22 protein-coding genes and 2 tRNA genes are annotated in these 22,959 nt (G+C 41.8%); 16 read left to right on the forward strand and 8 right to left on the reverse strand.

Features of this window, described 5'->3' with window-relative positions; all coding sequences use genetic code 11:
- Positions 1-3 precede the first annotated feature (3 nt).
- From dxr to LA303_RS12515, 5 genes are all read left to right on the forward strand, one after another.
- Complete coding sequence (gene dxr / locus LA303_RS12495; RefSeq protein ID WP_240525713.1) at positions 4-1,167, forward strand: 1-deoxy-D-xylulose-5-phosphate reductoisomerase; 1,164 nt, start codon at positions 4-6, stop codon at positions 1,165-1,167.
- Between the two features lie 11 nt (positions 1,168-1,178).
- Positions 1,179-2,510 carry an RIP metalloprotease RseP gene (gene rseP / locus LA303_RS12500; protein WP_240525714.1) on the forward strand — a complete coding sequence of 444 codons (1,332 nt, stop codon included), beginning with the start codon at positions 1,179-1,181 and terminating at the stop codon, positions 2,508-2,510.
- Between the two features lie 5 nt (positions 2,511-2,515).
- Positions 2,516-2,986 (forward strand): HAD family hydrolase, encoded by a 471-nt coding sequence (locus tag LA303_RS12505; RefSeq protein ID WP_240525715.1) that lies wholly within the window; start codon positions 2,516-2,518, stop codon positions 2,984-2,986.
- Positions 2,987-3,070: 84 nt separating this feature from the next.
- Entirely contained in the window at positions 3,071-4,354 is a 1,284-nt protein-coding gene (locus LA303_RS12510; RefSeq protein ID WP_240525716.1) for a DEAD/DEAH box helicase, read from the forward strand.
- A 131-nt stretch (positions 4,355-4,485) separates the two neighbouring features.
- Positions 4,486-4,569 (forward strand) — tRNA-Leu (locus LA303_RS12515).
- A 47-nt stretch (positions 4,570-4,616) separates the two neighbouring features.
- Here the strand turns inward: LA303_RS12515 and LA303_RS12520 are convergent.
- The 5 genes from LA303_RS12520 to LA303_RS12540 form a co-directional block, all read right to left on the reverse strand.
- A complete protein-coding gene (locus tag LA303_RS12520) occupies positions 4,617-5,885 on the reverse strand; it encodes a U32 family peptidase (protein WP_240525717.1) in 1,269 nt (422 codons plus the stop codon).
- Between the two features lie 127 nt (positions 5,886-6,012).
- A complete protein-coding gene (gene queA, locus LA303_RS12525; protein WP_240525718.1) occupies positions 6,013-7,062 on the reverse strand; it encodes a tRNA preQ1(34) S-adenosylmethionine ribosyltransferase-isomerase QueA in 1,050 nt (349 codons plus the stop codon).
- Between the two features lie 316 nt (positions 7,063-7,378).
- Positions 7,379-8,095 carry a tRNA pseudouridine(55) synthase TruB gene (gene truB / locus LA303_RS12530; protein WP_240525719.1) on the reverse strand — a complete coding sequence of 239 codons (717 nt, stop codon included), beginning with the start codon at positions 8,093-8,095 and terminating at the stop codon, positions 7,379-7,381.
- Positions 8,095-8,874 carry an undecaprenyl-diphosphate phosphatase gene (locus LA303_RS12535; RefSeq protein WP_240525720.1) on the reverse strand — a complete coding sequence of 260 codons (780 nt, stop codon included), beginning with the start codon at positions 8,872-8,874 and terminating at the stop codon, positions 8,095-8,097. The genes truB and LA303_RS12535 overlap by 1 nt, the downstream gene beginning before the upstream one ends.
- A 12-nt stretch (positions 8,875-8,886) precedes the next feature.
- Positions 8,887-9,153, reverse strand: coding sequence for a DUF3098 domain-containing protein (locus LA303_RS12540; protein WP_240525721.1), 267 nt, complete (start codon positions 9,151-9,153; stop codon positions 8,887-8,889).
- Positions 9,154-9,350: 197 nt separating this feature from the next.
- Between LA303_RS12540 and LA303_RS12545 the strand changes: the two genes are divergently transcribed.
- From LA303_RS12545 to LA303_RS12560, 4 genes are read left to right on the forward strand one after another with little or no spacing between them, the layout of a single operon-like run.
- On the forward strand, positions 9,351-10,709 hold the full coding sequence (locus LA303_RS12545; protein ID WP_240525722.1) for a TolC family protein: 1,359 nt from the start codon (positions 9,351-9,353) through the stop codon (positions 10,707-10,709).
- A gap of 9 nt (positions 10,710-10,718) precedes the next feature.
- Entirely contained in the window at positions 10,719-11,342 is a 624-nt protein-coding gene (locus LA303_RS12550) for a TetR/AcrR family transcriptional regulator (RefSeq protein ID WP_240525723.1), read from the forward strand.
- Between the two features lie 35 nt (positions 11,343-11,377).
- Positions 11,378-12,514, forward strand: a complete 1,137-nt coding sequence (locus tag LA303_RS12555; protein ID WP_240525724.1) for an efflux RND transporter periplasmic adaptor subunit — start codon at positions 11,378-11,380, stop codon at positions 12,512-12,514.
- A gap of 47 nt (positions 12,515-12,561) precedes the next feature.
- Positions 12,562-15,996 (forward strand): efflux RND transporter permease subunit, encoded by a 3,435-nt coding sequence (locus LA303_RS12560; RefSeq protein WP_240525725.1) that lies wholly within the window; start codon positions 12,562-12,564, stop codon positions 15,994-15,996.
- Positions 15,997-16,048: 52 nt separating this feature from the next.
- Here the strand turns inward: LA303_RS12560 and LA303_RS12565 are convergent.
- Positions 16,049-16,121, reverse strand: a tRNA-Thr gene (locus tag LA303_RS12565).
- Positions 16,122-16,281: 160 nt separating this feature from the next.
- Between LA303_RS12565 and LA303_RS12570 the strand changes: the two genes are divergently transcribed.
- Positions 16,282-17,250, forward strand: coding sequence for a tetratricopeptide repeat protein (locus LA303_RS12570; protein ID WP_240525726.1), 969 nt, complete (start codon positions 16,282-16,284; stop codon positions 17,248-17,250).
- Between the two features lie 64 nt (positions 17,251-17,314).
- On the opposite strand, the gene LA303_RS12575 is transcribed toward LA303_RS12570, so the two are convergent.
- Entirely contained in the window at positions 17,315-17,980 is a 666-nt protein-coding gene (locus LA303_RS12575; protein WP_240525727.1) for a class II aldolase/adducin family protein, read from the reverse strand.
- An 11-nt stretch (positions 17,981-17,991) separates the two neighbouring features.
- Positions 17,992-18,558 (reverse strand): anthranilate synthase component II, encoded by a 567-nt coding sequence (locus LA303_RS12580; protein WP_240525728.1) that lies wholly within the window; start codon positions 18,556-18,558, stop codon positions 17,992-17,994.
- 94 nt (positions 18,559-18,652) lie between these two features.
- On the opposite strand from LA303_RS12580, the gene LA303_RS12585 reads away from it, so the two are divergent.
- The 6 genes from LA303_RS12585 to LA303_RS12610 all read left to right on the forward strand — a co-directional run bounded on the left by LA303_RS12585 (position 18,653) and on the right by LA303_RS12610 (position 22,910).
- Complete coding sequence (locus LA303_RS12585) at positions 18,653-19,663, forward strand: aminodeoxychorismate synthase component I (RefSeq protein ID WP_240525729.1); 1,011 nt, start codon at positions 18,653-18,655, stop codon at positions 19,661-19,663.
- Positions 19,647-20,276 carry an aminotransferase class IV gene (locus LA303_RS12590; protein ID WP_240525730.1) on the forward strand — a complete coding sequence of 210 codons (630 nt, stop codon included), beginning with the start codon at positions 19,647-19,649 and terminating at the stop codon, positions 20,274-20,276. The genes LA303_RS12585 and LA303_RS12590 overlap by 17 nt, the downstream gene beginning before the upstream one ends.
- Before the next feature lie 80 nt (positions 20,277-20,356).
- Positions 20,357-20,767, forward strand: coding sequence for a methylmalonyl-CoA epimerase (gene mce / locus LA303_RS12595; protein ID WP_240525731.1), 411 nt, complete (start codon positions 20,357-20,359; stop codon positions 20,765-20,767).
- Positions 20,768-20,836: 69 nt separating this feature from the next.
- Positions 20,837-21,463 (forward strand): uridine kinase, encoded by a 627-nt coding sequence (udk, locus tag LA303_RS12600; RefSeq protein WP_240525732.1) that lies wholly within the window; start codon positions 20,837-20,839, stop codon positions 21,461-21,463.
- Positions 21,453-22,442 (forward strand): ligand-binding sensor domain-containing protein, encoded by a 990-nt coding sequence (locus LA303_RS12605; protein WP_240525733.1) that lies wholly within the window; start codon positions 21,453-21,455, stop codon positions 22,440-22,442. The genes udk and LA303_RS12605 overlap by 11 nt, the downstream gene beginning before the upstream one ends.
- A 147-nt stretch (positions 22,443-22,589) precedes the next feature.
- A complete protein-coding gene (locus LA303_RS12610) occupies positions 22,590-22,910 on the forward strand; it encodes a hypothetical protein (RefSeq protein ID WP_240525734.1) in 321 nt (106 codons plus the stop codon).
- The last annotated feature ends 49 nt before the right edge of the window (positions 22,911-22,959 follow it).

A 22,959-nucleotide genomic window follows, 5' to 3' on the forward strand; every position in this document is an offset into this window, starting at 1 on the left:
TTCATGAAGAAAAAGATTGCCCTTTTCGGTTCAACGGGATCCATCGGCAAACAAACCCTGGAAGTGATTGCAGTACAAAGTAACTTCTTTGAAATTGAAGTACTTACTGCTAACAACCGTGCCGACCTTCTCATTGAACAAGCCCGGCAATTTACCCCCAACGCGGTTGTTATCGGCAATGAAGATAAATACCGATATGTGGCCGATGCGTTGCAACCGGAAGGCATAAAAGTATATGCAGGTGAAGAGGCTATCCGGCAAATTGCGGCTATGGAAAGTATTGACCTGGCTGTAATGGCCATTCTCGGGTTTCATGCACTCAAACCCCTGCTGGCGATACTGGAAAACAAAAAGCCGGTGGCATTGGCTAATAAAGAAGCACTGGTCATTGCCGGTGAGATCGTCATGGAAACCGCCCGGAAAAACCGGGTTCCGGTTATTCCCATCGATTCGGAACATGCGGCCATCTTCCAGTGTCTGATTGGAGAAACAGGCAATCTGCCCGAAAAAATTATTCTTACCGCTTCAGGAGGCCCTTTTTCAAGAGAAAATCCGGAATCACTGGCAAACATCACTCCGGAACAAGCACTGCAACATCCCACATGGGAAATGGGGCCGAAAACCACCATCGATTCTGCTACATTGATGAACAAAGGGCTGGAAGTCATGGAAGCCCGTTGGCTTTTCGGATTAAAACCGCACCAAATCGAACTCCTGATCCATCCGCAGTCGGTAGTTCATGCCCTGGTTTACTTTCAGGACGGAGCCGTAAAAACATTACTGAGCCAACCGGACATGCACATTCCCATTCAATACGCCTTAAGTTTTCCGCAACGGCTTCAGAATCCGTATCCCCGGCTTGATCTGGCTGCCGTGGGACAGCTCACTTTTACCACGCCGGATATCAAAAAATTTCGTAACCTTGCACTCGCTTTTGAAGCGATGGAAAAAGGCGGGAATATGCCTTGTATTCTTAACGCTGCCAACGAAATAGCGGTGGAAGCATTCCTTCAAAAAAAGATCGGTTTTATGAACATACCCGATATTATTGAAAAATGCATGCAAACGCTTCCGTATGTAGCTCATCCCACACTGGAAAATTATTTTTCCACGGATAAAGAATGCAGGATAAAGGCAAAAGAATACATACAAAAAACAAAAAAGTAACAACGTAAAGCATGGTCGTACTCATCAAAATATTACAGTTGCTGTTAAGCTTGTCTATCCTGGTTATCATCCATGAATTCGGGCATTTTGCAGCAGCCAAAATCTTTAAAACCAAAGTAGAAAAGTTCTATCTGTTTTTCAATCCGTGGTTCTCCATTTTTAAATTCAATTACAAAGGCACCGAATACGGTCTGGGATGGATTCCGCTGGGCGGTTATGTGAAAATTGCCGGGATGATTGATGAATCCATGGACAAAGAACAAATGAAAAAGCCGCCGCAACCGTGGGAATTTCGTTCAAAACCGGCCTGGCAACGACTCATTATCATGCTGGGCGGGGTAACCATGAATGTGGTACTGGCTATCATCATTTACGTTGGTTTACTGGCACATTACGGCGAAGAATATCTGCCTACACAAGAAGTAAACAAATACGGAATTGTAGCCGACAGCCTGGCCCGGGAAATGGGATTTCGTAACGGGGATAAGATCCTGACCATCGGCGGGAAAAAAGTAACCGATTTTCAGAAAATCCCCATGGAAATTGTACTGAACGAAGCCCAAACGGCTACCGTTCTCCGGGACGGAAAAAAGGTGGTTATCCATTTTCCCGAAGGAAGCCTTCGCCAGCTGATCAAACAGAAATCGCCTTATTTTCTGGCGCCACGTATTCCTTTTGTAGCCGGGAACTTTACAAAAAACTCCGCCGCCAAAAAAGCCGGGCTGGAAGTCGGCGATACTTTACTCGGTATCAACGGAAAATATTTGAAATATTTTGATGCTTTCCGTCAGGAAGTACAAAAGCATAAGAATCAAACCATTTTGTTGATTGCCAAAAGAGGGAACGATACCCTCCGGCTAAAAGTTCACCTGGGAAGTGACGGCCTTCTGGGAGTTTATCCCAAAAGCAACTTAAATGACTTTTTCCATCTGAATCAAAAGAAATATAATCTTATTCAGGCCATTCCGGCCGGTTTCGAACGCACCTGGGCTGGTATCGGAAATTACCTGAAACAGCTGAAACTCATCTTTTCGCCGAAAGTAAAAGCATACGAAAATGTAGGAGGATTCATTACCATTGGTAATATTTTTCCGGCCCAGTGGCACTGGGAAAGTTTCTGGCGACTAACCGCTTTCCTATCCATCATGCTGGCCATTTTGAATGTTTTACCCATTCCGGCACTGGACGGAGGCCATGTGTTATTCCTGCTATACGAGATCATTGCCCGGCGTAAACCCAGCGACAAATTTCTGGAATATGCCCAAATCGTGGGAATGGTTATCCTGTTCACCCTGTTAATTTTAGCTAACGGAAACGATATCATCAAACTTTTTAAACATTAGCAACCATGTGGACACTTCAAATTCCCGGATGGAAGAATCTACAAATCGAATACCTCGTTTTTGATTATAACGGTACTCTGGCCGTAGACGGCAAAAAATTGCCGGGAGTAGATTCCTTGCTGCAAGAACTGGCTCATTTTTTTGAAATTCACGTGGTAACTGCCGACACTTTCGGGCTGGCAGCAAAAGAACTGGAAAACCTGCCTTGTACATTGAAAATATTACCAAAAGAAAATCAGGCAGAAGCCAAACAGCAATACATTCAAAAATTGGGAGCAGAAAAAACGGTTGCCATAGGAAACGGACGAAACGACCACCTTATGCTGAAAGAAGCCGCTTTAGGAATTGTTTTGTTACAGGAAGAAGGGGCAGCTTATGATACCCTGGCTGCCGCCGATGTCGTTTGCCGGGAAATTACCGATGCCTTACAACTGTTTTTAAACCCCAAACGCCTGATTGCTACCCTGCGCGGATAGCCCAAAAGACAACATAATATCTCATTACGGAATTTTCTTACCTTTGCCGCCAGGAAATTCCTACATAAATACGAGAATCATTTCATGAAATTTCAAGAACTCCATTTGTCCGACAATTTGTTGGAAGCCATTTCTTTTATGGGCTTTGAAGAGGCTACACCTATCCAGGAACAAGCCATTCCGGCCATTCAACAGCATAAAGATTTAATTGCCTGTGCCCAAACCGGCACAGGAAAAACGGCAGCTTTTATCTTACCGGTTTTAGACGAACTGGCCAAAGACAATACACACGAAACCAAAGTACTGGTCATTGTTCCTACCCGCGAACTGGCCTTGCAAATTGACCAGCAAATACAAGGCTTTGCCTATTTTACTCCTGTAGAATCCATGGCGATTTATGGCGGCGGTACCGGTTCGGAATGGGACCAACAAAAACGGGCACTCACTTCCGGAACGGAAATTATCGTGGCTACGCCCGGCAAACTTATCTCGCATCTGAACATGGGCTATGTAAAATTTGACCATGTAAAATACCTGATCCTTGACGAGGCCGACCGTATGCTGGATATGGGATTTTACGATGACATTCAAAAAATCATTACCTATTTGCCCAAAGAGCGCCAAACGTTAATGTTTAGCGCCACCATGCCACCCAAAATCAAGCAACTGGCATCCAAAGCATTAAAGAATCCTGTTGAAATTACCATCGGGCTGTCAAAACCGGCTGAAGGCGTCCTGCAGGCAGCCTATCTCACGTATGAAAATCAGAAAACGCCATTGATCATTCACCTGCTGGCCGACAAACCCGATGTAAAAAGCATCCTGATCTTCAGCTCCACCAAAAAAAAGGTGAACGATATTGTAAGAGGCTTACGGGGAAAAGGCTTTCAGGTAGAAGGCATCTCCTCCGATTTAGAACAAAATCAACGCGAAGAAGTACTGCGTGGTTTTCGTTCGAAACGGGTACGTGTTTTGGTGGCTACGGATGTTTTGAGCCGGGGCATTGATATTAAGGATATTGACATTGTGATTAACTACGATGTCCCGGGCGATGCAGAAGATTATGTGCATCGCGTAGGACGAACAGCAAGAGCTGCCACATCCGGTCTGGCCATTACGCTCATTAATGAAAACGACATGCGTAGCTTTCAACAAATTGAAGCCCTGATTGGTTATGACGTAATGAAACTTCCCTTGCCGGCCGAACTGGGAGAAGGCCCGAAATGGAATCCCAAATCCGCTCCACGGCGTTTTTCACGAAATTCTCCCCGGAAAGGAAAGCAGCATTCACGGAACCATTCCCATGAAAACCAGAAAAAATTTCATCGCAAAAGCCGGAACAAACCTCCACGGGGAAAGAAAAGTTAACAACAACATCCGGAACACGCCTGTTTTGCACCAGGCACAAAAAATTTCATGGAAATTTTCAAAAGGAATGATTTTTCTTTCATGAGTAAGAAAAGATTTTTTTATATCTTTGCCGCCCGTTCATATCAAAAGCCCGAGTGGCGGAATTGGTAGACGCGCTGGTCTCAAAAACCAGTGAGGTAACACTCGTGCCGGTTCGACCCCGGCCTCGGGTACAAAAAAGCGCTCTGTTTTTCGGAGCGCTTTTTTTATTTTTTAAAACTTAATGCTGAATAAGATTGGGGATAGAAGCATCCGCCTTTACTACTTTATACAATTTATCACCCCGTCGCAGCAACGTTTTGGCCGGAAAGGAGCAAATATCTCCTTTTTTCACTGCAGTAACCGGTTCCAGCTCCCGTCTGATCTCCGAAAGAGAGTCTTCATAAACACCGGTGGTGCTGCCGATTACCATAATTTTATCGCCGACTTTTAGCTGACCGGTTTCCATTTTAAGCTCAGCCACCCCGATTTTGCTATAAAAATTGGTAATTTTTCCGATATACATTTTTCGTTCAGTCGCCTGGTTACCATAATCTTCGGTCCATTCGCCCAATTTTCGACCCAGATAATAACCATCCCAAAAACCACGATTATAAACCCGCGAGAGTTGTGCATTCCACCGGGCAACATTTTCCGGAGTATAGTTTCCTTCGAACCAGGCATTTACCGCTTCACGATAAGTCTGCGAAATGATTTTTACATATTCCGGCGAACGGCCACGGCCCTCCAGTTTTAACACCCGCACCCCGGCATCCAAGATTTTATCCAGAAAAGCAATGGTATTCAAATCTTTCGGTGACATGATGTACTTTCCGTCCACCACCAGTTCCAAATCCGATTCGGTATCTTTCACCGTATACTTTCTACGGCAGGGCTGCAAGCAGGCACCACGGTTCGCCGAAGAATTCAGGTTATCAAGACTCAGGTAACATTTTCCGGAAACAGCCATACACAAAGCACCATGAGCAAAAATCTCAATCTGGACCAACTCTCCGCGCGGCCCCCGGATATCCTGTTCTCGAATGGCCGTAGTAATGGCCTTTACCTGATCGAGCCGTAATTCGCGGGCCGTAACCATGACATCGGCATAACGGGAATAAAATTTTACCGCCTCAATATTGCAGATATTGCTCTGTGTGGAAATATGAATTTCTACTCCTTTCTGGTAAGCGTACTGAATAACAGCCTGATCTGAAGCAATAACAGCCGTAATTTGATTTTCTTTGGCAGCATCTACAATCTCCCGCATCAGCGAAAGATCTTCATCGTAGATTTCCGTGTTCAGCGTAATATAAGACCGGATATTGTTTTCATGACAAATGGCCGAAATCTTTACCAAATCGTCCAGGGTAAAGTTTTTTGATGAACGGGAACGCATATTCAGGTTTCCAATGCCAAAATACACGGCATCAGCGCCTCCCTGAATAGCCGCTGTTAGCGACTCGTACGAGCCCACCGGTGCCATAATTTCAATATCCTTTGCCGTCATCATTAAAATAATTGGGCTGCAAAAGTAATGAAAACCCTGTTTAAAAATGCTTTGCCTCTCCCCGGAAACCGACAGGAAATAAAAAACCCGGCATTCACCGGGTTTTCGTTTCTTTAAAAAATCTGACCTAAATAATCAGCATGGCATCACCGTAGGTGAAAAATTTGTATTTGTCTTTGATCGCCTGACGATATACTTCAAAAGCAAAATCGTATCCGAGGTAAGCCGTTACCATCATAAACATGGGAGAATAGGGCAAATGAAAATTGGTAACCATTGCATGCGCTGTCTTAAACTCATAAGGCGGAAAGATGAATTTGTTGGTCCATCCTTTGAATGGTTTGATTTTTCCGGTAATGGAAACGGTTGATTCCAGCGCTTTCATACTGGTTGTTCCCACGGCCACTACTCTTTTTTTGTTTTCGATGGAGCGGTTAATGATTTCAGCTGCTTCAGGGGTAACGATCAATTCTTCGGAATCCACTTTATGTTTGGTAAGATCTTCCACTTCAATTTCACGGAAGTTCCCCAGACCGGTATGCAACGTGATTTCAGCAAAATTTACCCCGATAATCTCAAGACGTTTCATCAATTCACGCGAGAAATGCAATCCGGCGGTAGGAGCAGCCACAGCCCCTTCGTGTTTAGCATAAATGGTTTGAAAACGTTCTTCGTCTTCTGGCTCTACCGGCCGGCCATGAATTTTCGGCAACGGGGTTTCTCCCAGCCGTTTCAGGGTAGCTTTAAATTCTTCGTAAGGGCCATCAAACAAAAAACGAAGAGTCCGGCCCCGCGAAGTGGTATTATCGATAACCTCTGCCACCAGGGTTTCATCTTCACCAAAATACAGTTTATTACCAATTCTTATTTTTCGGGCAGGATCGACCATCACGTCCCACAACCGGCTTTCCCGGTTCAGCTCACGCAGCAAAAAAACTTCAATTTTTGCTCCTGTTTTTTCCTTTTCACCATACAAACGAGCCGGAAAAACTTTGGTATTATTTATCACAAACGTATCGCCATCGTCAAAATATTCCAGAATATCTCTGAAATTCCTATGTTCCACCGTCTGTTTTTTTCTATCCACCACCATCATTCGACAATCTTCCCGGTCTTTGGGCGGATGACTGGCTATTAATTCTTTTGGTAAATCAAATTTAAATTGTGATAATTTCATTTGTTTATAATTTTGTATTTCACTAATCAAAAGTAACAAGCCCACGATTGAATAACCTTCTCCCACAGGGTTTTCGCGTTATTCATTCATGGACATTTCATGGTAAAATATTTACCTCCTTATTGAATGTTTCTTTTTTAACCTCAACAATCACGATTCGCTTTTTTCATTTTTCTAACCTTTGGCAAAAGGTTTTCTTCCTTTATTTTTCCGAAAAAAACGAATCCCCGCGTCGGGTTTAAAAAGCGTGCAAAGGTAAGCCATTTTAAAGGCGTTGTCAAGAAAAGTTTTTTTCAGCTTTGTGGAAACCAGTTCTTTACTTTTCGGCATCAAAAGAATAACCGGTTTCTTCGAGTACTTTTTTCTTTAAATCGTCAAGCGATAAAGCATCGGAAAGAGAATAATCGCCAATTTGTATACGCTTTAAAGCAAGCAGGGTGGCTCCGTTCTGAAGGCTCTTTCCAAAATCGTGCACCAGCGACCGGATATACGTTCCTTTACTGCATTGCACATAAAATTCGGCTTGCGGAGGCTCATAATTCAAGATCTTAAACTGATGAATGGTCACCTTCCGCGGCCGGAGTTTTACCTCTTCTTTTTTCCGGGCAAAATCATACGCTCTTTTTCCTTTGATCTTAATGGCCGAATAAAGAGGCGGAATCTGTTCTATCTCACCGGTAAAACGGGTTGTATTTTCACGTAGCTTTTCCAGACTTAATCCGGAAATATCAAAATGATGATCCGGTTCGGTCTCTTTATCATACGAAGGGGTTGTCATGCCCAGCTGCATGGTTCCGGTATAAACCTTGTCCATTCCCTGAAAACGGTCAATCTGCTTGGTCATTTTTCCGGTACAAATAATCAGTAACCCACTGGCCAGCGGATCCAGGGTTCCGGCATGTCCCACTTTAATTTTTTTTAACCCGTATACTCTTTTGATAAAATAACGCAAGGAATTCACCACATCAAAGGAGGTCCATCCCCACGGCTTATCAATCAGTAAAACCTCCCCTTTTACAAAATCAAAAGCCATCAGGAAATGCTTAAGTTAACACCAAAAGCATACAAAATCAGAATGATCAGGCCAACCACAATGCGGTAATAACCAAATAATTTAAATCCGTGATGCGTTAAAAAACGAATGAATGACTTAATGGCAATCAGGGCTACTATAAAAGCCACCACGTTTCCAAAAATAAGAATTCCGATGTTGTCGTAATGAATGGCCTTATAGTTTTCGAGCAATTTATATCCTGATGCCGCAAACATGGTAGGAACCGCCAGGAAAAAAGAAAATTCAGCCGCTGTTTTTTTGCTCAGTTTTTGGGTCATTCCACCAATAATTGTAGCCGCCGAACGCGAAGTTCCCGGAATCATGGCCAACACCTGGTAAAACCCGATAATCAAGGCTTTTTTATAGGTTACTTCCTGATCTTCAGAAGGGTTCTTAAACCACTTGTCCACAAACACCAAAACAATTCCTCCCAAGATTAACATAACGGCCACCACATACACACTCTCCAGCAACTGGTCAATATATTTATTGAGCAACAACCCGAAAAAAGCCGCCGGCAAAAAAGCCACAAATAATTTATAGTAGAAAGTAAGCGACTGGAAAAAACGCTTCCAGTACAAAACCACTACCGACAAAATGGCTCCAAACTGAATGTTAATGATAAAAGCCTGTATAAAATCATTGCTTTTCATTCCGAGAATTCCCTCGGTAAGAATCATGTGTCCGGTGGACGAAACCGGTAAAAATTCGGTAAGTCCTTCCACCACCGACAAAATTAAAGCTTGCAGCCAGGTCATTTTGAATGGTTTTTATTTTTCTTTGGGTCTTTTCATGATGGCGTACAACTCCACGCCATAACCGGCCAAAATCAGAATGGGAGCCAGGGTAAGCCGTCGAAAATCAAATATGGAAGGACTAAATTTTGTAGTCGTATCAGACCCTCCGCCAATCATAATCAAAAAGCCCAAAACCAACAAACCCAATCCGATAAACATATAAATGTAGTTCTCGCGCTGAAAGGCAAACTGCATGGGAGCATGTCCCTTGTTTTCTTTACCCGGTTTCTTTTGTGCCATGGTTAAAATTTTTTGCCAAAAATAATAGAAAAACAGCAACGCCTGTGCATCGGATACCGAAAACAACATTTTTTCACATAAAGTTAAGGTATCGCCACTAAAAAGGGGACAAAAATAAAATTAGGAAACTTTTTTTGTTAAAATAGTTTCCGGCGTGTATTTTTTTTATTTTTGCACCGGAATCAAAAAATCAAACCATGATTAAAAAATATCCAGCGCTTCTTATTTTACTTTACTTTTTATCTGGAAATCTGCTGGCCCAAACCAGCGATACAGCAGCTCATCCCGTTAGGCATTTTTCGTTACAACAGGCCGTAAGCTTTGCCATGGTGCACAATTGGGGAATAATTAATGCCGGTAAAGACCTGGAAATAGCCAAACAAAAAATCAAAGAACAAATAGCACAGGGCTTACCTCAGATTGACGCTTCCGTTGATTACAAAGACAATATTGCCCGGCCGGTATTCATTTTACCGGGCGAAGTAGCCGGACAACCCGGCGAAGGAATTCCCGTTCAATTTGGAACACGATACAGCGCCGGACTTACCGGAACGCTAAAACAGCTCATTTTTGACGGACGCTATTTTGTTGGCCTGAAAGCGGCAAAAGTTTCGCTTGAGCGAACCGACAAACAGTTTTTCAAGAACAAACTGGCTGTAAAAGAGCAGGTTTCCAATGCTTATTTCAATGTTCTTTCGGCCGAAGAAAGCCTTCGCATTGTAGATTCTACTTTACAGATTACACAAAAATTAGCCAACGAAACCGAACAGATTTACAAAGCCGGAATGGCAGAAGATGTCGATGTAGATCAGCTTAACCTTTTGGTTTCCAACTTAAAATCATCAAGAACTTTTCTGAAAAACCAAACAGGTGTTGCCCGTGCCTTTCTTAAATTTTATCTGGGACTGGGCGAAAAAGACAGTATCGTTCTTACCGAAACCCTTCCGGAATTAATCTACAAAAAAACGCATGACCCCCTGCTGTTACAGCATTTTACACTGGCTAATAATGTAGATTATCAAGAAGTAAATAAGGTAAAAGAGTTACGAAACCTACAAGTAAAACTGGCCAAATCGGAGTTTATTCCATCACTAAACGCCGTACTGAATTATCAAACACAGGCCCAACGTGACCAATGGGATTTTTTTCAAAGCGGAAAATGGTTTCAAAGCTCTTTTCTCGGTATCAGTATGAATATTCCCATTTTTTCCAGCGGCGGAAGAGCAGCCCGACTTAAACAGGCAAAAATTGCTTACGAACAGGCTCAGGTTTTGCAACGCCAGACAGCAGCCCAACTTTCCATTCAGTACCAGACATTAAGAAATGATTTTTACAACGCCTTGAGCGTTTATAGAAACAAACTGAAAAACAGGAAAGTAGCTGAAAAAATCTACCGTAAAACAACGACAAAATACACTCACGGGATGGCATCGAGTCTGGATTTGCTCAATACCCATAACCAATTTCTTAAAGCAGAAAGCGATTATATCACTGCCGGACTTAACCTCCTGCAATCAGCAGAAAAACTGGAAATCATTTTAACCAAAGCACAATAATCAAGAATCATGTCAAAACAAAACGAACAGGAAATCATTCAACAGGTTGCCGAACTATACAAAAAATACGGCATCAAAAGCATTACTATGGACGATGTTTCGCGCGAACTGGGAATCTCTAAAAAAACACTTTACACCCATTTTACCGATAAATCTGCTTTAGTCAATGCCGTAGTGGATTATCTGATCAACGTAAAGGTAGCCTATTTCAAGTCGCAAAAAAAAGGACAAAAAAATGCCGTAGACGAACTGTTCTACATCTTCAAATATTATTTAAGCATCCTTAAAGAATTCAACCCGTCGCTCGAATTTGACCTCAAAAAATATTACCCCCAAATTTGGGCGTGGGTGAAAAAGAGAAAACGTGAAGGAATCATCGAAAGTACCCTGGACAACCTGAAACGCGGAAAAAAAGAGGGCTATTTTCGAAAAGACCTCAACGAAGACCTGATTTCGAGATTATACCTTCTCCGTGTAGAAAGCCTTCCGGAAAGTGATCTTTTCTCGCAGGAAGAAATCTTCTCGCAAGATCTTTTCAAGGAGATGTTCTTTTATCATTTATATGGCGTACTCAGCGAAAAAGGGCTGGCTTACCTGAAAGAACACATGAACCAGTTGAAAATCTTAAAATAAAAATTACCGGTAAAAACAACGAAAAAATACAACCCATGAAAAAATATGTATTCCTTGCTGTAACACTCCTTTTGTTGGCTGGCTGTACCCACCAAAACAAATCGGAAATCGAGCAACAAATTATAGCTTACCAAAAACAGGTGGCAGCCATCAATAAAAAAATTATTGCTTTACAGGAAAAATTAGACCGGATAAACCGGGGGAAAATTCTGCATACAGGAAAAAAAATAACCGTTAACGTGATGAAAGTTGTTCCCACAACTTTTCACCATTATTTTGATGCTTCGGCCGAAATAGAAAGCGTTCACGAAGCCTACATCAGCCCGGAGGTAAACGGACAAGTGGAAAAAATTATGGTAAACGAGGGAGACCGTGTAAGCAAAGGGCAGCTGCTTGCTGTTTTAAATTCGGATGTCATGCAGGATAACATTCGCGAGCTGAAAGTTTCGCTGGAATTGGCTTCTTATACTTATCAAAAACAAAAATCGCTGTGGGAAAAACATATTGGCAGCGAGATTCAATACCTTGAAGCCAAAACCAAATACGAAAGTCTCCGGAACAAACTGGCCACATTGCAAACCCAGTATGAACGTTCTTTTATTAAGTCGCCAATTGACGGCTATGTGGATGCCATCGATATCAAAACCGGCGAAATGGCTATTCCGGGTCAGCGGATGTTTCATGTGGTCAACCTTAAGAAACTATATGTCAATGCCCAGATCTCGGAAGCTTATCTTCCTATCCTTCATGAAGGTGATCCGGTAGATGTCCGGTTTCCGGCCTTTCCTTCCATTGTTCTCCACAAAAAAGTTTATCGCATCGGAAAAGTCATTAATAAACAAAGCCGAACGTTTAAGATCCAGTTAAAGATTGATAATCCCCGGCAACTTTTAAAACCAAATCTTTTGGCCATTATCCGGATTAAAGACTACACCAACACCAAAGCGCTGGTGGTTCCTACCTTCATACTCCGACAAGACATTCAGGGATACTACCTGTATGTTACCACAACCGAAAATAACGTACCGGTGGCCCGGAAAAAATATGTGAAAATCGGAAAAACTTTTAACCAGGAAACAGAAATTACCAGCGGATTACAACCCGGCGATACAGTAATCACACAAGGATACAACAACGTATCAGACGGTTCTTTACTCAACATACAAAAATAATGGTTGCCCTATTCTCCTGGCCAACCGGCATTTAAAAAATGTAACCCATGAATACAAAAGAAGATATTTCCAATAAAAAAGTAGTCCGTGATTTTAAGCTTTCCACATGGGCGCTAAATAATAAAAACACGGTGTATCTATTTACCGTAGCGACCATCATTTTCGGTTTTATTGCTTACGTATCGCTCCCAAAAGAACTTTTTCCGGACATCAAGATTCCGACGGTCATGGTGCAAACCATTTATCCCGGAAACCCGCCTATCGACATGGAAAATCTGGTTACCCGGCCTCTGGAAAAACAAATTGAGTCGGTAAAAGGAATTAAAAAAATGACTTCTATTTCGTCGCAGGATGCTTCCAGTATTTTTGTGGAATTCCATACCAACGTGGATATCCGGAAAGCACTTGACGACATTAAAGATGCGGTGGACAAAGCCAAAAAAGATCTGCCTGACGATTTACCCAGCGACCCGCAGGTAACCGATATTGATGTTTCGGAATTTCCCGTCATTAACGTAAACCTCTCCGGAAACTTCAGCTTAAGCGAGCTGAAAGGTTTTGCCAACGATTTGAAAGACGAATTTGAATCAATCTATGAGGTTTCCAAAGTAAACATTACCGGTATTACCGACCGTGAAGTAAAAATTTACCTGAATCCGTTTAAAATGGCAGCCATGCAGGTAAGTTTCAACGACGTGGAAAACGCCGTCAAATTTGAAAACATGTCCATTTCCGGCGGGGAAGCCAAAATCGGGAAGATTGACCGGTCGGTACGAATTATCGGAGAGTTTAAAGACCCGAAAAAAATTGCCAACATCATCGTAAAACGCGAAAAAGGAAACATTGTCTATCTGCGCGATATTGCCACGGTGGTTTACGGCTTTAAAGAACGAGACAGCTATTCACATCTTGACCGGCAACCGGTAGTTACTCTACAGATCGTGAAAAAAAGCGGCGAAAACCTGCTGGCCACCACAGCCCACGTTTTTCAGGTTCTAAAAGAAGCCCGCAAAACCAAAATGATTCCGGACAACCTGCGTATTACCATCACCAATGACCAGTCAGATATGGTAAAGAAACAGATTAGCAATCTGGAGAACAGCATTATTATGGGAATTATTTTCGTGGTGGCTGTCCTGTTTCTGTTTCTTGGCACGCGCAACTCTCTCATTGTTGGTTTTTCCATTCCCATGTCTATGCTCATCGCATTTATGGTAATGGGGATGGCCAATTACAAAATCAACATGATCGTGTTGTTTGCCCTTATTCTTGCACTGGGGATGCTGGTAGACAATGCGATTGTGGTTACCGAAAATATTTATCGTTTTGTACAACGGGGTTATCCTGTAAAAGAAGCTGCGCGACAAGGAGTAGGAGAAGTTGCGATGCCCATTATTTCATCCACAGCCACCACTTTGGCTGCTTTCCTGCCCCTGGTTTTCTGGCACAGCATCATGGGAGAATTTATGAAATATCTTCCGGTAACACTTATTGTCGTACTGACCGCTTCGCTTTTCAACGCGTTGGTCATTGTGCCGGTACTGTTTGTTGATTTTTATAAACCCGGCGATAACAACCCGTTGCCGAAAACCAAACGAAGTCTCCGGCTGGCCGGTTTATTTTCTATTTTGGCCATAATTGCTTTCATTGCCAAATGGAATGTTGTGGGTTCGTTACTGGTGTTGGCCGTAATTTTAGGATTACTGAACCTTGCTTTTCTCACCCGGCTGGCTATTTGGTTTCAGAAAGTATTTCTTGTATGGCTCGAAAATACCTACTTAAAATTTATCCGTTTTGCCATACGAAAAAACAATGCGTACTGGATGATTGCCGGTACTTTTCTGCTCATGCTGCTCACGGTCGGCTTCTATTTTGGAAGCAAACCAAAGGTAGATTTTTTCCCGACTTCAGACCCGAAACTAATTAATGTGATGGCAGAAATGCCCATCAGCACCGACATCCGGGTATCCGACTCCATGATGCAGGTCATTCAGGCCGAAGTGTATCGTTTGATACAACCGGATATGAATATTGTAAAATCGGTTTTAACAGTAACCGGAAAAGGAGCCGTAGGACAAAATGAAGGATTTACCAGCCGCGGCGGGGCTCCCAACAAAGGAATCATTACCATTAACTTTGTGGATTTTCAGGACCGGCACGGAATCAATACGTTTACGATCATGCGCCGGCTGGCCGACAGCCTGATAGGGCGCTATCCGGGGGTAAACATCTCTCTTGAAAAACAACGCGAAGGACCTCCGGTAGGCTATCCCATCAACATCGAAATCAGCGGTAAAGAATTTGGCACACTGCTGGCGGTTACCGACAGTATCAAAGCACTCATTAACCGGAAAAATATTCCCGGTATCGAAGGACTGACCATGGACCTGAACACCGGAAAACCGGAGCTCTTAGTGAAAATTAACCGTGACAAAGCCCGGCGTTTTGGCTTATCCACCGGACAAATCGGCGAAGCCATCCGGACCGCCCTTTTCGGAAAAGATATCTCTGACTTTAAACAAGGCGAAGACGAATACAAAATCCGGATGATGCTGGCCGACAAATACCGGTACACCATTTCCGATTTAATGAACCAGCGCATTACTTTCCGTTCGGCTTCCTCCGGAAGAATCATTCAGGTGCCCATTTCGGCAGTAGCCACGTACAAACTGGGGTCAACTTACGGAGCCATTACCCGGATCGACCGGAAACGGGTAATCACACTCCACTCTAACGTAATCAAAGGATACAATGCCAATGAAATTAATGCCGAAATAAAAAAACTGCTGAAAGGTTATCCCATGCCGGCCGGCTATAAATACAGCTTTACAGGAGAACAAAAAGAGCAAAAAGACGCTGCGGATTTCTTAATGAAAGCCATGCTCATTGCCCTGGCATTGATTATGATCATCCTTGTGGGGCAGTTCAACTCGTTTGTTAAGCCGGCCATTATCATGTTCAGTGTTATTTTAAGTACCATCGGCGTATTTGGCGGACTGGCTACTTTTCATATGGATTTTGTGGTGATGATGACCGGAATCGGGCTGGTGTCATTGGCCGGAGTGGTGGTAAACAATGCCATTGTGCTCATTGACTACATCGGTCTGGTAAAATTACGGAAGAAAAAAGAATTGGGTATTGCCGAAGAAGACGATTTGCCCATGCCAGTGGCGATGGAATGTATTGTGGAAGCCGGAAAAACCCGTTTGCGTCCTGTACTGCTTACAGCCATTACAACTGTATTAGGATTGATTCCGCTGGCAGTGGGATTAAATATCAATTTTATTACCCTGATGAAAGATTTTGATCCACAACTGTTTTTTGGCGGTGACAATACCGCTTTTTGGGGTCCCATGTCGTGGACGGTAATCTTTGGGTTAACCTTTGCCACCTTCCTCACCCTGGTCATTGTGCCTTCGATGTATCATGCTTTATACACCGGGAAAGTGGCTATGAAAAAATGGTTTGGAAAGAAAAAATAGGAGTTGACTTGACAACAAAAAAGCCGGATAAAAATCCGGCTTTTTTGTTGAGAGCCTCCCATGGGACTCGAACCCACGACCTGCTCATTACGAGTGAGCTGCTCTACCAGCTGAGCTAAGGAGGCCTGTTTTATTTCAGGCTGCAAAGATATAAGAAAGATAGAAATTCAAAACGGCAAAATGACAAAACACACAAATTTTGCTTTAAAATATTTTAACATTTGTAAAACACAGGATTTTATTATCTTGCGGCACTTTTTGTTTTAAATATAAAATCCGTTAAGAATGATGAAAACAGTTGTAAAATCTACTCTCCTGGTGGGACTTATGATTTTTAGTCTGGGTGTGTATGCCCAATCACTCACCGTTGCCGGCGAAAAATTTAATCAGGGAACAGCACAATACAAAGCCAGAAACTTTGCCGGCGCAGTAAAATTATACGAAGAAGCATTGAAAATGTGTAAGAGCATTGGTCCCGATGCTGCCGATTTACAATCACAAGTAGAAACACAATTAGGCAACTCTTATTTCTGGAACGGGATTTCTTTATACAAAAAAAGAGAATTTGACCAGGCAGTGGCTCAACTGAAAAAAGCCAAAGCCATGGCTGCTAAAACCAATAACACCAAAATAAAAAATTACGCCCACATCTATATTGCCCGGGTTCATTCATCCAAAGGTCTTTCTTTAATCAAAGAAAAAAAGCTGGACGCTGCAGCTGCCCAGTTTGATTTGGCATTGAAAGAAAAACCCGATTGCTACAATGCTTATTATGGAAAAGTTTTCCTGGCCAAAGAAAAAAATGATATGGCTGCCATGATGGCTGCTACTGATCACCTGGCTCAAATGGCTGCAACAAATCCGAAAGCCGGAAAAAGATATGGTCAGGCAAAATATATCACCTTTACCTCTTTGTTAAATGCCGGTGCCGAACAACTTCAGAAAATGCATCCGGAAAAAGCATTGGAATATTTGAACGATGCTAAAAAATACGGAACATCAAATGCTGATCTGTATTATTACACCGCAGTAGCTAATGTAAGCCTGAAAAAATGGGATGCTGCCATTGCCGCTGCCAAAAAAGCCATTTCGATGCAGACTTCTGAGAAATCAGATATTTATTACACTTTAGGACAAGCTTATCAGGGCAAAGGCGACAAAGCCGCTGCTTGTAGTGCATTTAAACATGTTTTGAAAGGACCTAATGTTAAAGCTGCTCAGTATCAGGTAAAAGAAGTTTTAAAATGTAAATAATTTCTGTTTAAGAATAAATAAAAAAAGGGATGCTTCTCCAGCATCCCTTTTTTTATTCTTACACTTAAGAAAGTTTGTTTTTATCTTTTAACCGGGAATATTTTCGAAGGTAAACTTCATGCATCAATTTGGCAGTCACCCGCGATATGGCATGGGAACCTCCAAGAAATTCAGCTTCGATAAATGCTTTACAGGCTTTCTCCAGCACCTCTGCCACAATAAAAGCTTCATCCAGGTCACGCCCGACACATACTGCTCCATGATTAGCCAACAAAGCGGCCTGCCTGCCTTTTAAAGCTTTTACCGCATTCCTGGCAAATTTCTTTGTTCCGGCTATGGTATATTTTGACACCCTCACCGACGGACCAATAATTTGAACCATATCATCAATAATGGGCGGAACTTCGCGTCGTGCCACGGCTACCGTAGTGGCATTCATTTGATGGGTGTGAATTACCGCATTAATTTCTTTTCGCTGTTGATAAACAAAAGCATGCAGGTAAAATTCAGAAGAGGGTTGAATCTTTCCTTCATAATCAAATGTATGGTAATTCATCAAAACAATTTCTTCGGGTTTCAGGCTTTCGTAAGTACGGCCACTGGGAGTAATCAGCATTTCATCATCATTTACACGCACGCTGATGTTTCCCCAGCTTCGTGTTACAAGATGTTCGTTTACCAGCCGTATTCCGGCATCAATTATTTTTTTTCGTAAAGCGACCTGTTCCATGTTACCTTGTTTTACATTTCGAGCCAGTTTTTTATTATTTCATCTCCTAAAGTGGTCATATACGATTCCGGATGAAACTGCACCCCATAAAGCAAAAATTTCCGGTGCCGGAAAGCCATGATTCTTCCCGCTTCATCTTTCATCAGAATATCAAAACCGACAGGAAAATCATTTTCTTTCACATACCAGGAGTGATAATGACCAATATCAAACGAAACAGGCATATTTTTAAAAAGCCGGTCATTTTTCATCACCAACCCTTTGTTTTGAATACCGTGCAAAGGAGCAGGAAGTAAACTCAGCCTGGCACCAAAAAAACTTAAAAGGGCTTCAAACCCCAAACACACGCCGAAAAAAGATTTGGTTTTATAAAAAGCAGCAATGAATTTCATCAAATCGCCGGCTTCTTCAGCTACACCAGGTCCTGGTGAAATCAATACTTTTTCAAAACTTCCGGAAGAAATTTTCATTAACCGATCGTTTTTCACCACCTGAAAATCGATATTACCTGCCTGTTCTACACTTTGCACCAGGTTGTAAGTAAATGAATCGTAATTATCAATAATCAGTAACGACACCGTTTTTTATTGCAAAGGTAATCCAAAAAGCACCATTGAAAAACAGAGGGAATCCACTTTTTCAGGAAAGAATCTTTATAACTCCTGTTTAAAGATGAAATGGTTAATTTTGTTTCCTGTGAAAAAAGAATCCATTTCTGCATACGTCCGGGAAAAAATGAACCGGTGGGGAAAAAGCGGCCGGCCTTTTCTGTTTGTCCTGGATTTTGCATTACAACAACCGGAAATTTTTCCTTTGGATGAAATCAGCAACAAGGATATTCTGTTTGATATACAGGGGGTTAAAAATTTTTCTCCTGCTGCAAATACCAAAATAAAACCGGCTGATTTTCGCATTTATCCGGTTTCCAAAGATCGCTATTGCCAGGCGTTCAACCAGGTTCAAAAATACATCCGCAGAGGAGATACTTTTTTGCTCAACCTCACCATGCCCCACCGGATTGATACTCACTTAAACCTGAAACAACTTTTTTTCAACAGTAAGGCAAAATACAAAATATGGTTTCGTGATCGTTTTGTCTGTTTCTCACCCGAGATCTTTATCCAAACACAATCAAACCTTATCCGGTCATTTCCCATGAAAGGAACCATCGATGCCCGGATAAAAAATGCCCGCGAAAAATTACTGGCCAGCCCAAAAGAACGAGCCGAACACTTTACTATTGTTGATCTGATCCGCAACGATTTAAGCATCGTAGCAAAAAATGTGAAAGTAAACCGTTTCCGATACATTGATCACATACAAACACATAAAAACGACATCTTGCAAATGAGTTCTGAAATAGAGGGGACAATACGGCCCGAATTTAAAAAATCGCCCGGGGACCTCTTATTTGCTCTGTTGCCGGCCGGTTCCATTTCCGGAGCTCCCAAAAAGAAAACACTCGAGATCATCCGGGAGACGGAAAAATATGACCGAGGATTCTACACCGGGATTATGGGAATTTTTGACGGACAAAATATCAACAGCGGCGTAATGATTCGCTTTATTGAGAAAACCGAAAAAGGCCTGGTTTACAAAAGCGGAGGCGGAATTACCGCTTTAAGTAACTGTGAAGAAGAATATAACGAACTAATCGACAAAATCTATGTGCCGTTTCATTGAAACTATACGGCTTGAAAACGGCCGGTTCGAAAACCTTATGTTCCATCAACAACGCCTGGATCATACCCAGAGAATACATTTCGGGACATCTTTTAACATCAACCTGAAAGAAAAATTATCCAAAGCGCTGAAAGAAAATTTTTCGGACCAGCCTGCCGGATTATTCAAATGCAGAATTGTTTACAGCAAGCAAATACACGAAATTCGGTTCATTCCCTACTCCTTTCCTTCTATCCAAAGTTTGCAGATGGTAAAAGCAGATACCATCGAATATTCTTCGAAATATGAAAACAGAGAGCAATTAAATAGGCTTTTTGCATTACGGAAAAATGCCGATGATATTCTGATTGTAAAAAACGGACGGATTACCGACACCTCGTTTTGCAATGTATTATTTTTTAATGGTAAAGACTGGATTACACCCGAACATCCCCTTTTAAAAGGTACTCAAAGAGCGGCTTTGTTATACCAGGAAAAAATTATAACCGCTTCTATCCGTCCTGAAGATCTGTCGCTTTTTTCTAAAATCAGGCTTATCAATGCCATGATTCGATTTGAAGACCGGCTGGAGTTTCCTGTGCAAAATATTTCTCAAATCATTGTTGAAGCATAAAGACCGGTTTCACTTTTTTCAATACTTTTGAAAAAGTAAATTCATTATTCGTTTTGAATATTTTTCAATCATCACAAAAGATGAAACTCACACATATTGAACACATTGGCATTGCCGTAAAAAATCTTGAAGAGGCTATAACATTTTACGAAGAGGTTTTGGGATTATCCTGTTACCGGGTAGAAGAGGTAAAAGATCAGAAAGTGAAAACCGCTTTTTTCAAAGTAGGACAAACTAAAATTGAACTTCTTGAAAGTACCGATCCCAATGGTCCCATTGCAAAATTCATCGACAAAAAAGGAGAAGGAATACATCACCTTGCTTTTGCAGTGGAAAATATTGATGAAACATTAAAAGAAGCCGCTGAAAAAGGGGTGAGACTGATTGATACTTCTCCGAGAAAAGGTGCCGAAGAATTGGAGATTGCTTTTCTTCATCCCCATTCAACATTTGGTGTATTAACCGAATTTTGTGAGAAGAAGTCAAAATAAAAGCAATTATTTATGTCAGATCTGTTCGATTTTTTTATTTTTGAATATATATAATAAAACATTCATTTCATGCTCATTATTGGTATTGCCGGGGGAAGCGGCTCAGGAAAAACAACCGTAGTAAAAAAAATAGTGGCTTCATTGCCCCAGGATTCGGTAGCCGTGATCTCGCAAGATTCATATTATTATGACAATGGCGACTTAAGTCCTGAAGAAAAGCTGAAGATCAATTTTGACCATCCTAATTCTATTGAATGGCCGCTTTTAATTCAGCATATCCATGCACTCCAGCAAGGAGAAAACATCGAAATGCCCATTTATTCCTATGTTACCTGCGCCCGGGCTAAAGAAACCCAAACGGTAAAACCGAAAGATGTTATTATTGTAGAAGGTATTTTGATCCTCACCCATCCGGAATTAAGAAAATTACTGGATGTAAAATTGTTTGTTTCTACTGACAGCGACGAGCGACTTATGCGAATTATCCGGCGAGACATTCAGGAACGCGGCCGAAATTACGATGATGCTTTAACTCATTATGCCACGTATGTAAAACCGATGCACCAACAGTTTATTGAGCCAACGAAACTATTTGCCGACGTAATTATTCCGGAAGGAGGGAAAAACAGAGTAGCTATTGATATGGTAGTATCTCAAATAAAATTAAACTTAAAAGAAACAAAGAATGAAACTTGAGCCCAAACGAATATTAGTTTTGGGAATCTTTGCCGTTATGCTAACGGTTTTTTTCAGCACAACGTCCTGCAACAAAAATCCGGGACCCGGAGGTGTTGGACAATGGACATATTACTCTTCAGCCAATTCCGGTTTAATCAATAACGAAATTACCTGTTTTACCCAGGATCAACGGGGAAACATCTGGATTGGCACCCAATATGGCTTTTCGATGTTTGACGGAAGCCATTTTACCAATTGGCAGGAAAAAGATGGTTTAATTTATCATAAAATTACTTCCATTGCAGTGGACCAAAATGGAAATGTCTGGTTGGGAACCCCGCTTGGCGTTTCTAAATTCGACGGAGCCCATTTTACCAATTACACTACGGACAATGGTTTAATTTCTAATGATGTACACTCCATTGCCGTAGATGCTGACAATGTGATTTGGATTGGAACCGCCGAAGGAGTTTGTGCTTTTGACGGACAACAATGGACATATTACGAAAAAAGCGGAGGAGAAGCGCTGGTAAATAATCATGTACGATCGGTTATGGTGGATAAAAACCAACACAAGTGGTTTGGAACCGAGTACGGAGTTTCTGAATTTTATAATGGAACCTGGACTACTTATCTTTCTCCTAAAGCGCTGGCCAATTATGTTTTTTCTGTTTTTGAAGATTCAAAAGGGAATATTTGGTTTGGCACCATGGCCGGAGCACTACGAATGGACCCCCAGGGAAACCAAATTACCCTCACTACGGAAAATGGCTTGGCTTATAATCAGGTAGAATGTATAGCAGAAGATGACCGCGGGGTGATGTGGTTTGGAACACAGTTTGGCGTTTCTGAATACAATGGAACTTCCATCACAAATTATACAGCAACAAATGGCCTGGCTGCCAACTGGACTACTGCCATTTTAAAAACGGCTACCGGAGATCTTTGGTTCGGTTCGGTTAATAAAGGAATATCCGTTCTACATTTTACAGAATAAGCTTTCCGAAATCGTATAATCCTCTATGAAAACCATTAACTACAACTTGCAAGAAAAACGCGTAAAAAGACGTTTTGCACTGATTAACAATAATATATAAAATAATGCACGGTTTTTGCTTTTGTCTTATAACAAAAACAAAAGCAGATGTTGGTCTTAGCAATTGGCGTTTATTTAATCATTACCTTTATACTGACAGCCATTGGTATTGAGCGGCACAGTGAAGGACTGAAGATCTTCATTTTAAGTTTAGTACTTACCCCGTTATACGGCTTGATTCTTCTTTTTAAGAACAGACACAAAGCGGTTCCGGTTCATTACTACTACTGCTCTGAATGTAACTACATTTATCCGGTGAAATTAAAGCACTGCCCTATTTGTCAGGAAAAAGGTAAAAAAGTAAAGTTGGTAAAATTTGAAAACCCTCATAAACTTACAAGGCTCTATAAACAACTCACCCTTGCTTAAACACGAAGGCTGCCCGGTTGGGGCAGCCTTTTTTATTTTCTTTTCTCCT

The organism is Candidatus Sulfidibacterium hydrothermale (assembly GCF_020149915.1).
Classification (GTDB): Bacteria; Bacteroidota; Bacteroidia; order Bacteroidales; family F082; genus Sulfidibacterium; species Sulfidibacterium hydrothermale.

Bases quoted from the DNA above. Each gene is read 5' to 3' on its own strand.
- dxr (WP_240525713.1), top strand. From the start codon at position 4: ATGAAGAAAAAGATTGCCCTTTTCGGTTCAACGGGATCCATCGGCAAA.
- rseP (WP_240525714.1), top strand. From the start codon at position 1,179: ATGGTCGTACTCATCAAAATATTACAGTTGCTGTTAAGCTTGTCTATC.
- LA303_RS12505 (WP_240525715.1), top strand. From the start codon at position 2,516: ATGTGGACACTTCAAATTCCCGGATGGAAGAATCTACAAATCGAATAC.
- LA303_RS12510 (WP_240525716.1), top strand. From the start codon at position 3,071: ATGAAATTTCAAGAACTCCATTTGTCCGACAATTTGTTGGAAGCCATT.
- LA303_RS12520 (WP_240525717.1), bottom strand. From the start codon at position 5,885: ATGACGGCAAAGGATATTGAAATTATGGCACCGGTGGGCTCGTACGAG.
- queA (WP_240525718.1), bottom strand. From the start codon at position 7,062: ATGAAATTATCACAATTTAAATTTGATTTACCAAAAGAATTAATAGCC.
- truB (WP_240525719.1), bottom strand. From the start codon at position 8,095: ATGGCTTTTGATTTTGTAAAAGGGGAGGTTTTACTGATTGATAAGCCG.
- LA303_RS12535 (WP_240525720.1), bottom strand. From the start codon at position 8,874: ATGACCTGGCTGCAAGCTTTAATTTTGTCGGTGGTGGAAGGACTTACC.
- LA303_RS12540 (WP_240525721.1), bottom strand. From the start codon at position 9,153: ATGGCACAAAAGAAACCGGGTAAAGAAAACAAGGGACATGCTCCCATG.
- LA303_RS12545 (WP_240525722.1), top strand. From the start codon at position 9,351: ATGATTAAAAAATATCCAGCGCTTCTTATTTTACTTTACTTTTTATCT.
- LA303_RS12550 (WP_240525723.1), top strand. From the start codon at position 10,719: ATGTCAAAACAAAACGAACAGGAAATCATTCAACAGGTTGCCGAACTA.
- LA303_RS12555 (WP_240525724.1), top strand. From the start codon at position 11,378: ATGAAAAAATATGTATTCCTTGCTGTAACACTCCTTTTGTTGGCTGGC.
- LA303_RS12560 (WP_240525725.1), top strand. From the start codon at position 12,562: ATGAATACAAAAGAAGATATTTCCAATAAAAAAGTAGTCCGTGATTTT.
- LA303_RS12570 (WP_240525726.1), top strand. From the start codon at position 16,282: ATGATGAAAACAGTTGTAAAATCTACTCTCCTGGTGGGACTTATGATT.
- LA303_RS12575 (WP_240525727.1), bottom strand. From the start codon at position 17,980: ATGGAACAGGTCGCTTTACGAAAAAAAATAATTGATGCCGGAATACGG.
- LA303_RS12585 (WP_240525729.1), top strand. From the start codon at position 18,653: ATGAAATGGTTAATTTTGTTTCCTGTGAAAAAAGAATCCATTTCTGCA.
- LA303_RS12590 (WP_240525730.1), top strand. From the start codon at position 19,647: ATGTGCCGTTTCATTGAAACTATACGGCTTGAAAACGGCCGGTTCGAA.
- mce (WP_240525731.1), top strand. From the start codon at position 20,357: ATGAAACTCACACATATTGAACACATTGGCATTGCCGTAAAAAATCTT.
- udk (WP_240525732.1), top strand. From the start codon at position 20,837: ATGCTCATTATTGGTATTGCCGGGGGAAGCGGCTCAGGAAAAACAACC.
- LA303_RS12605 (WP_240525733.1), top strand. From the start codon at position 21,453: ATGAAACTTGAGCCCAAACGAATATTAGTTTTGGGAATCTTTGCCGTT.
- LA303_RS12610 (WP_240525734.1), top strand. From the start codon at position 22,590: ATGTTGGTCTTAGCAATTGGCGTTTATTTAATCATTACCTTTATACTG.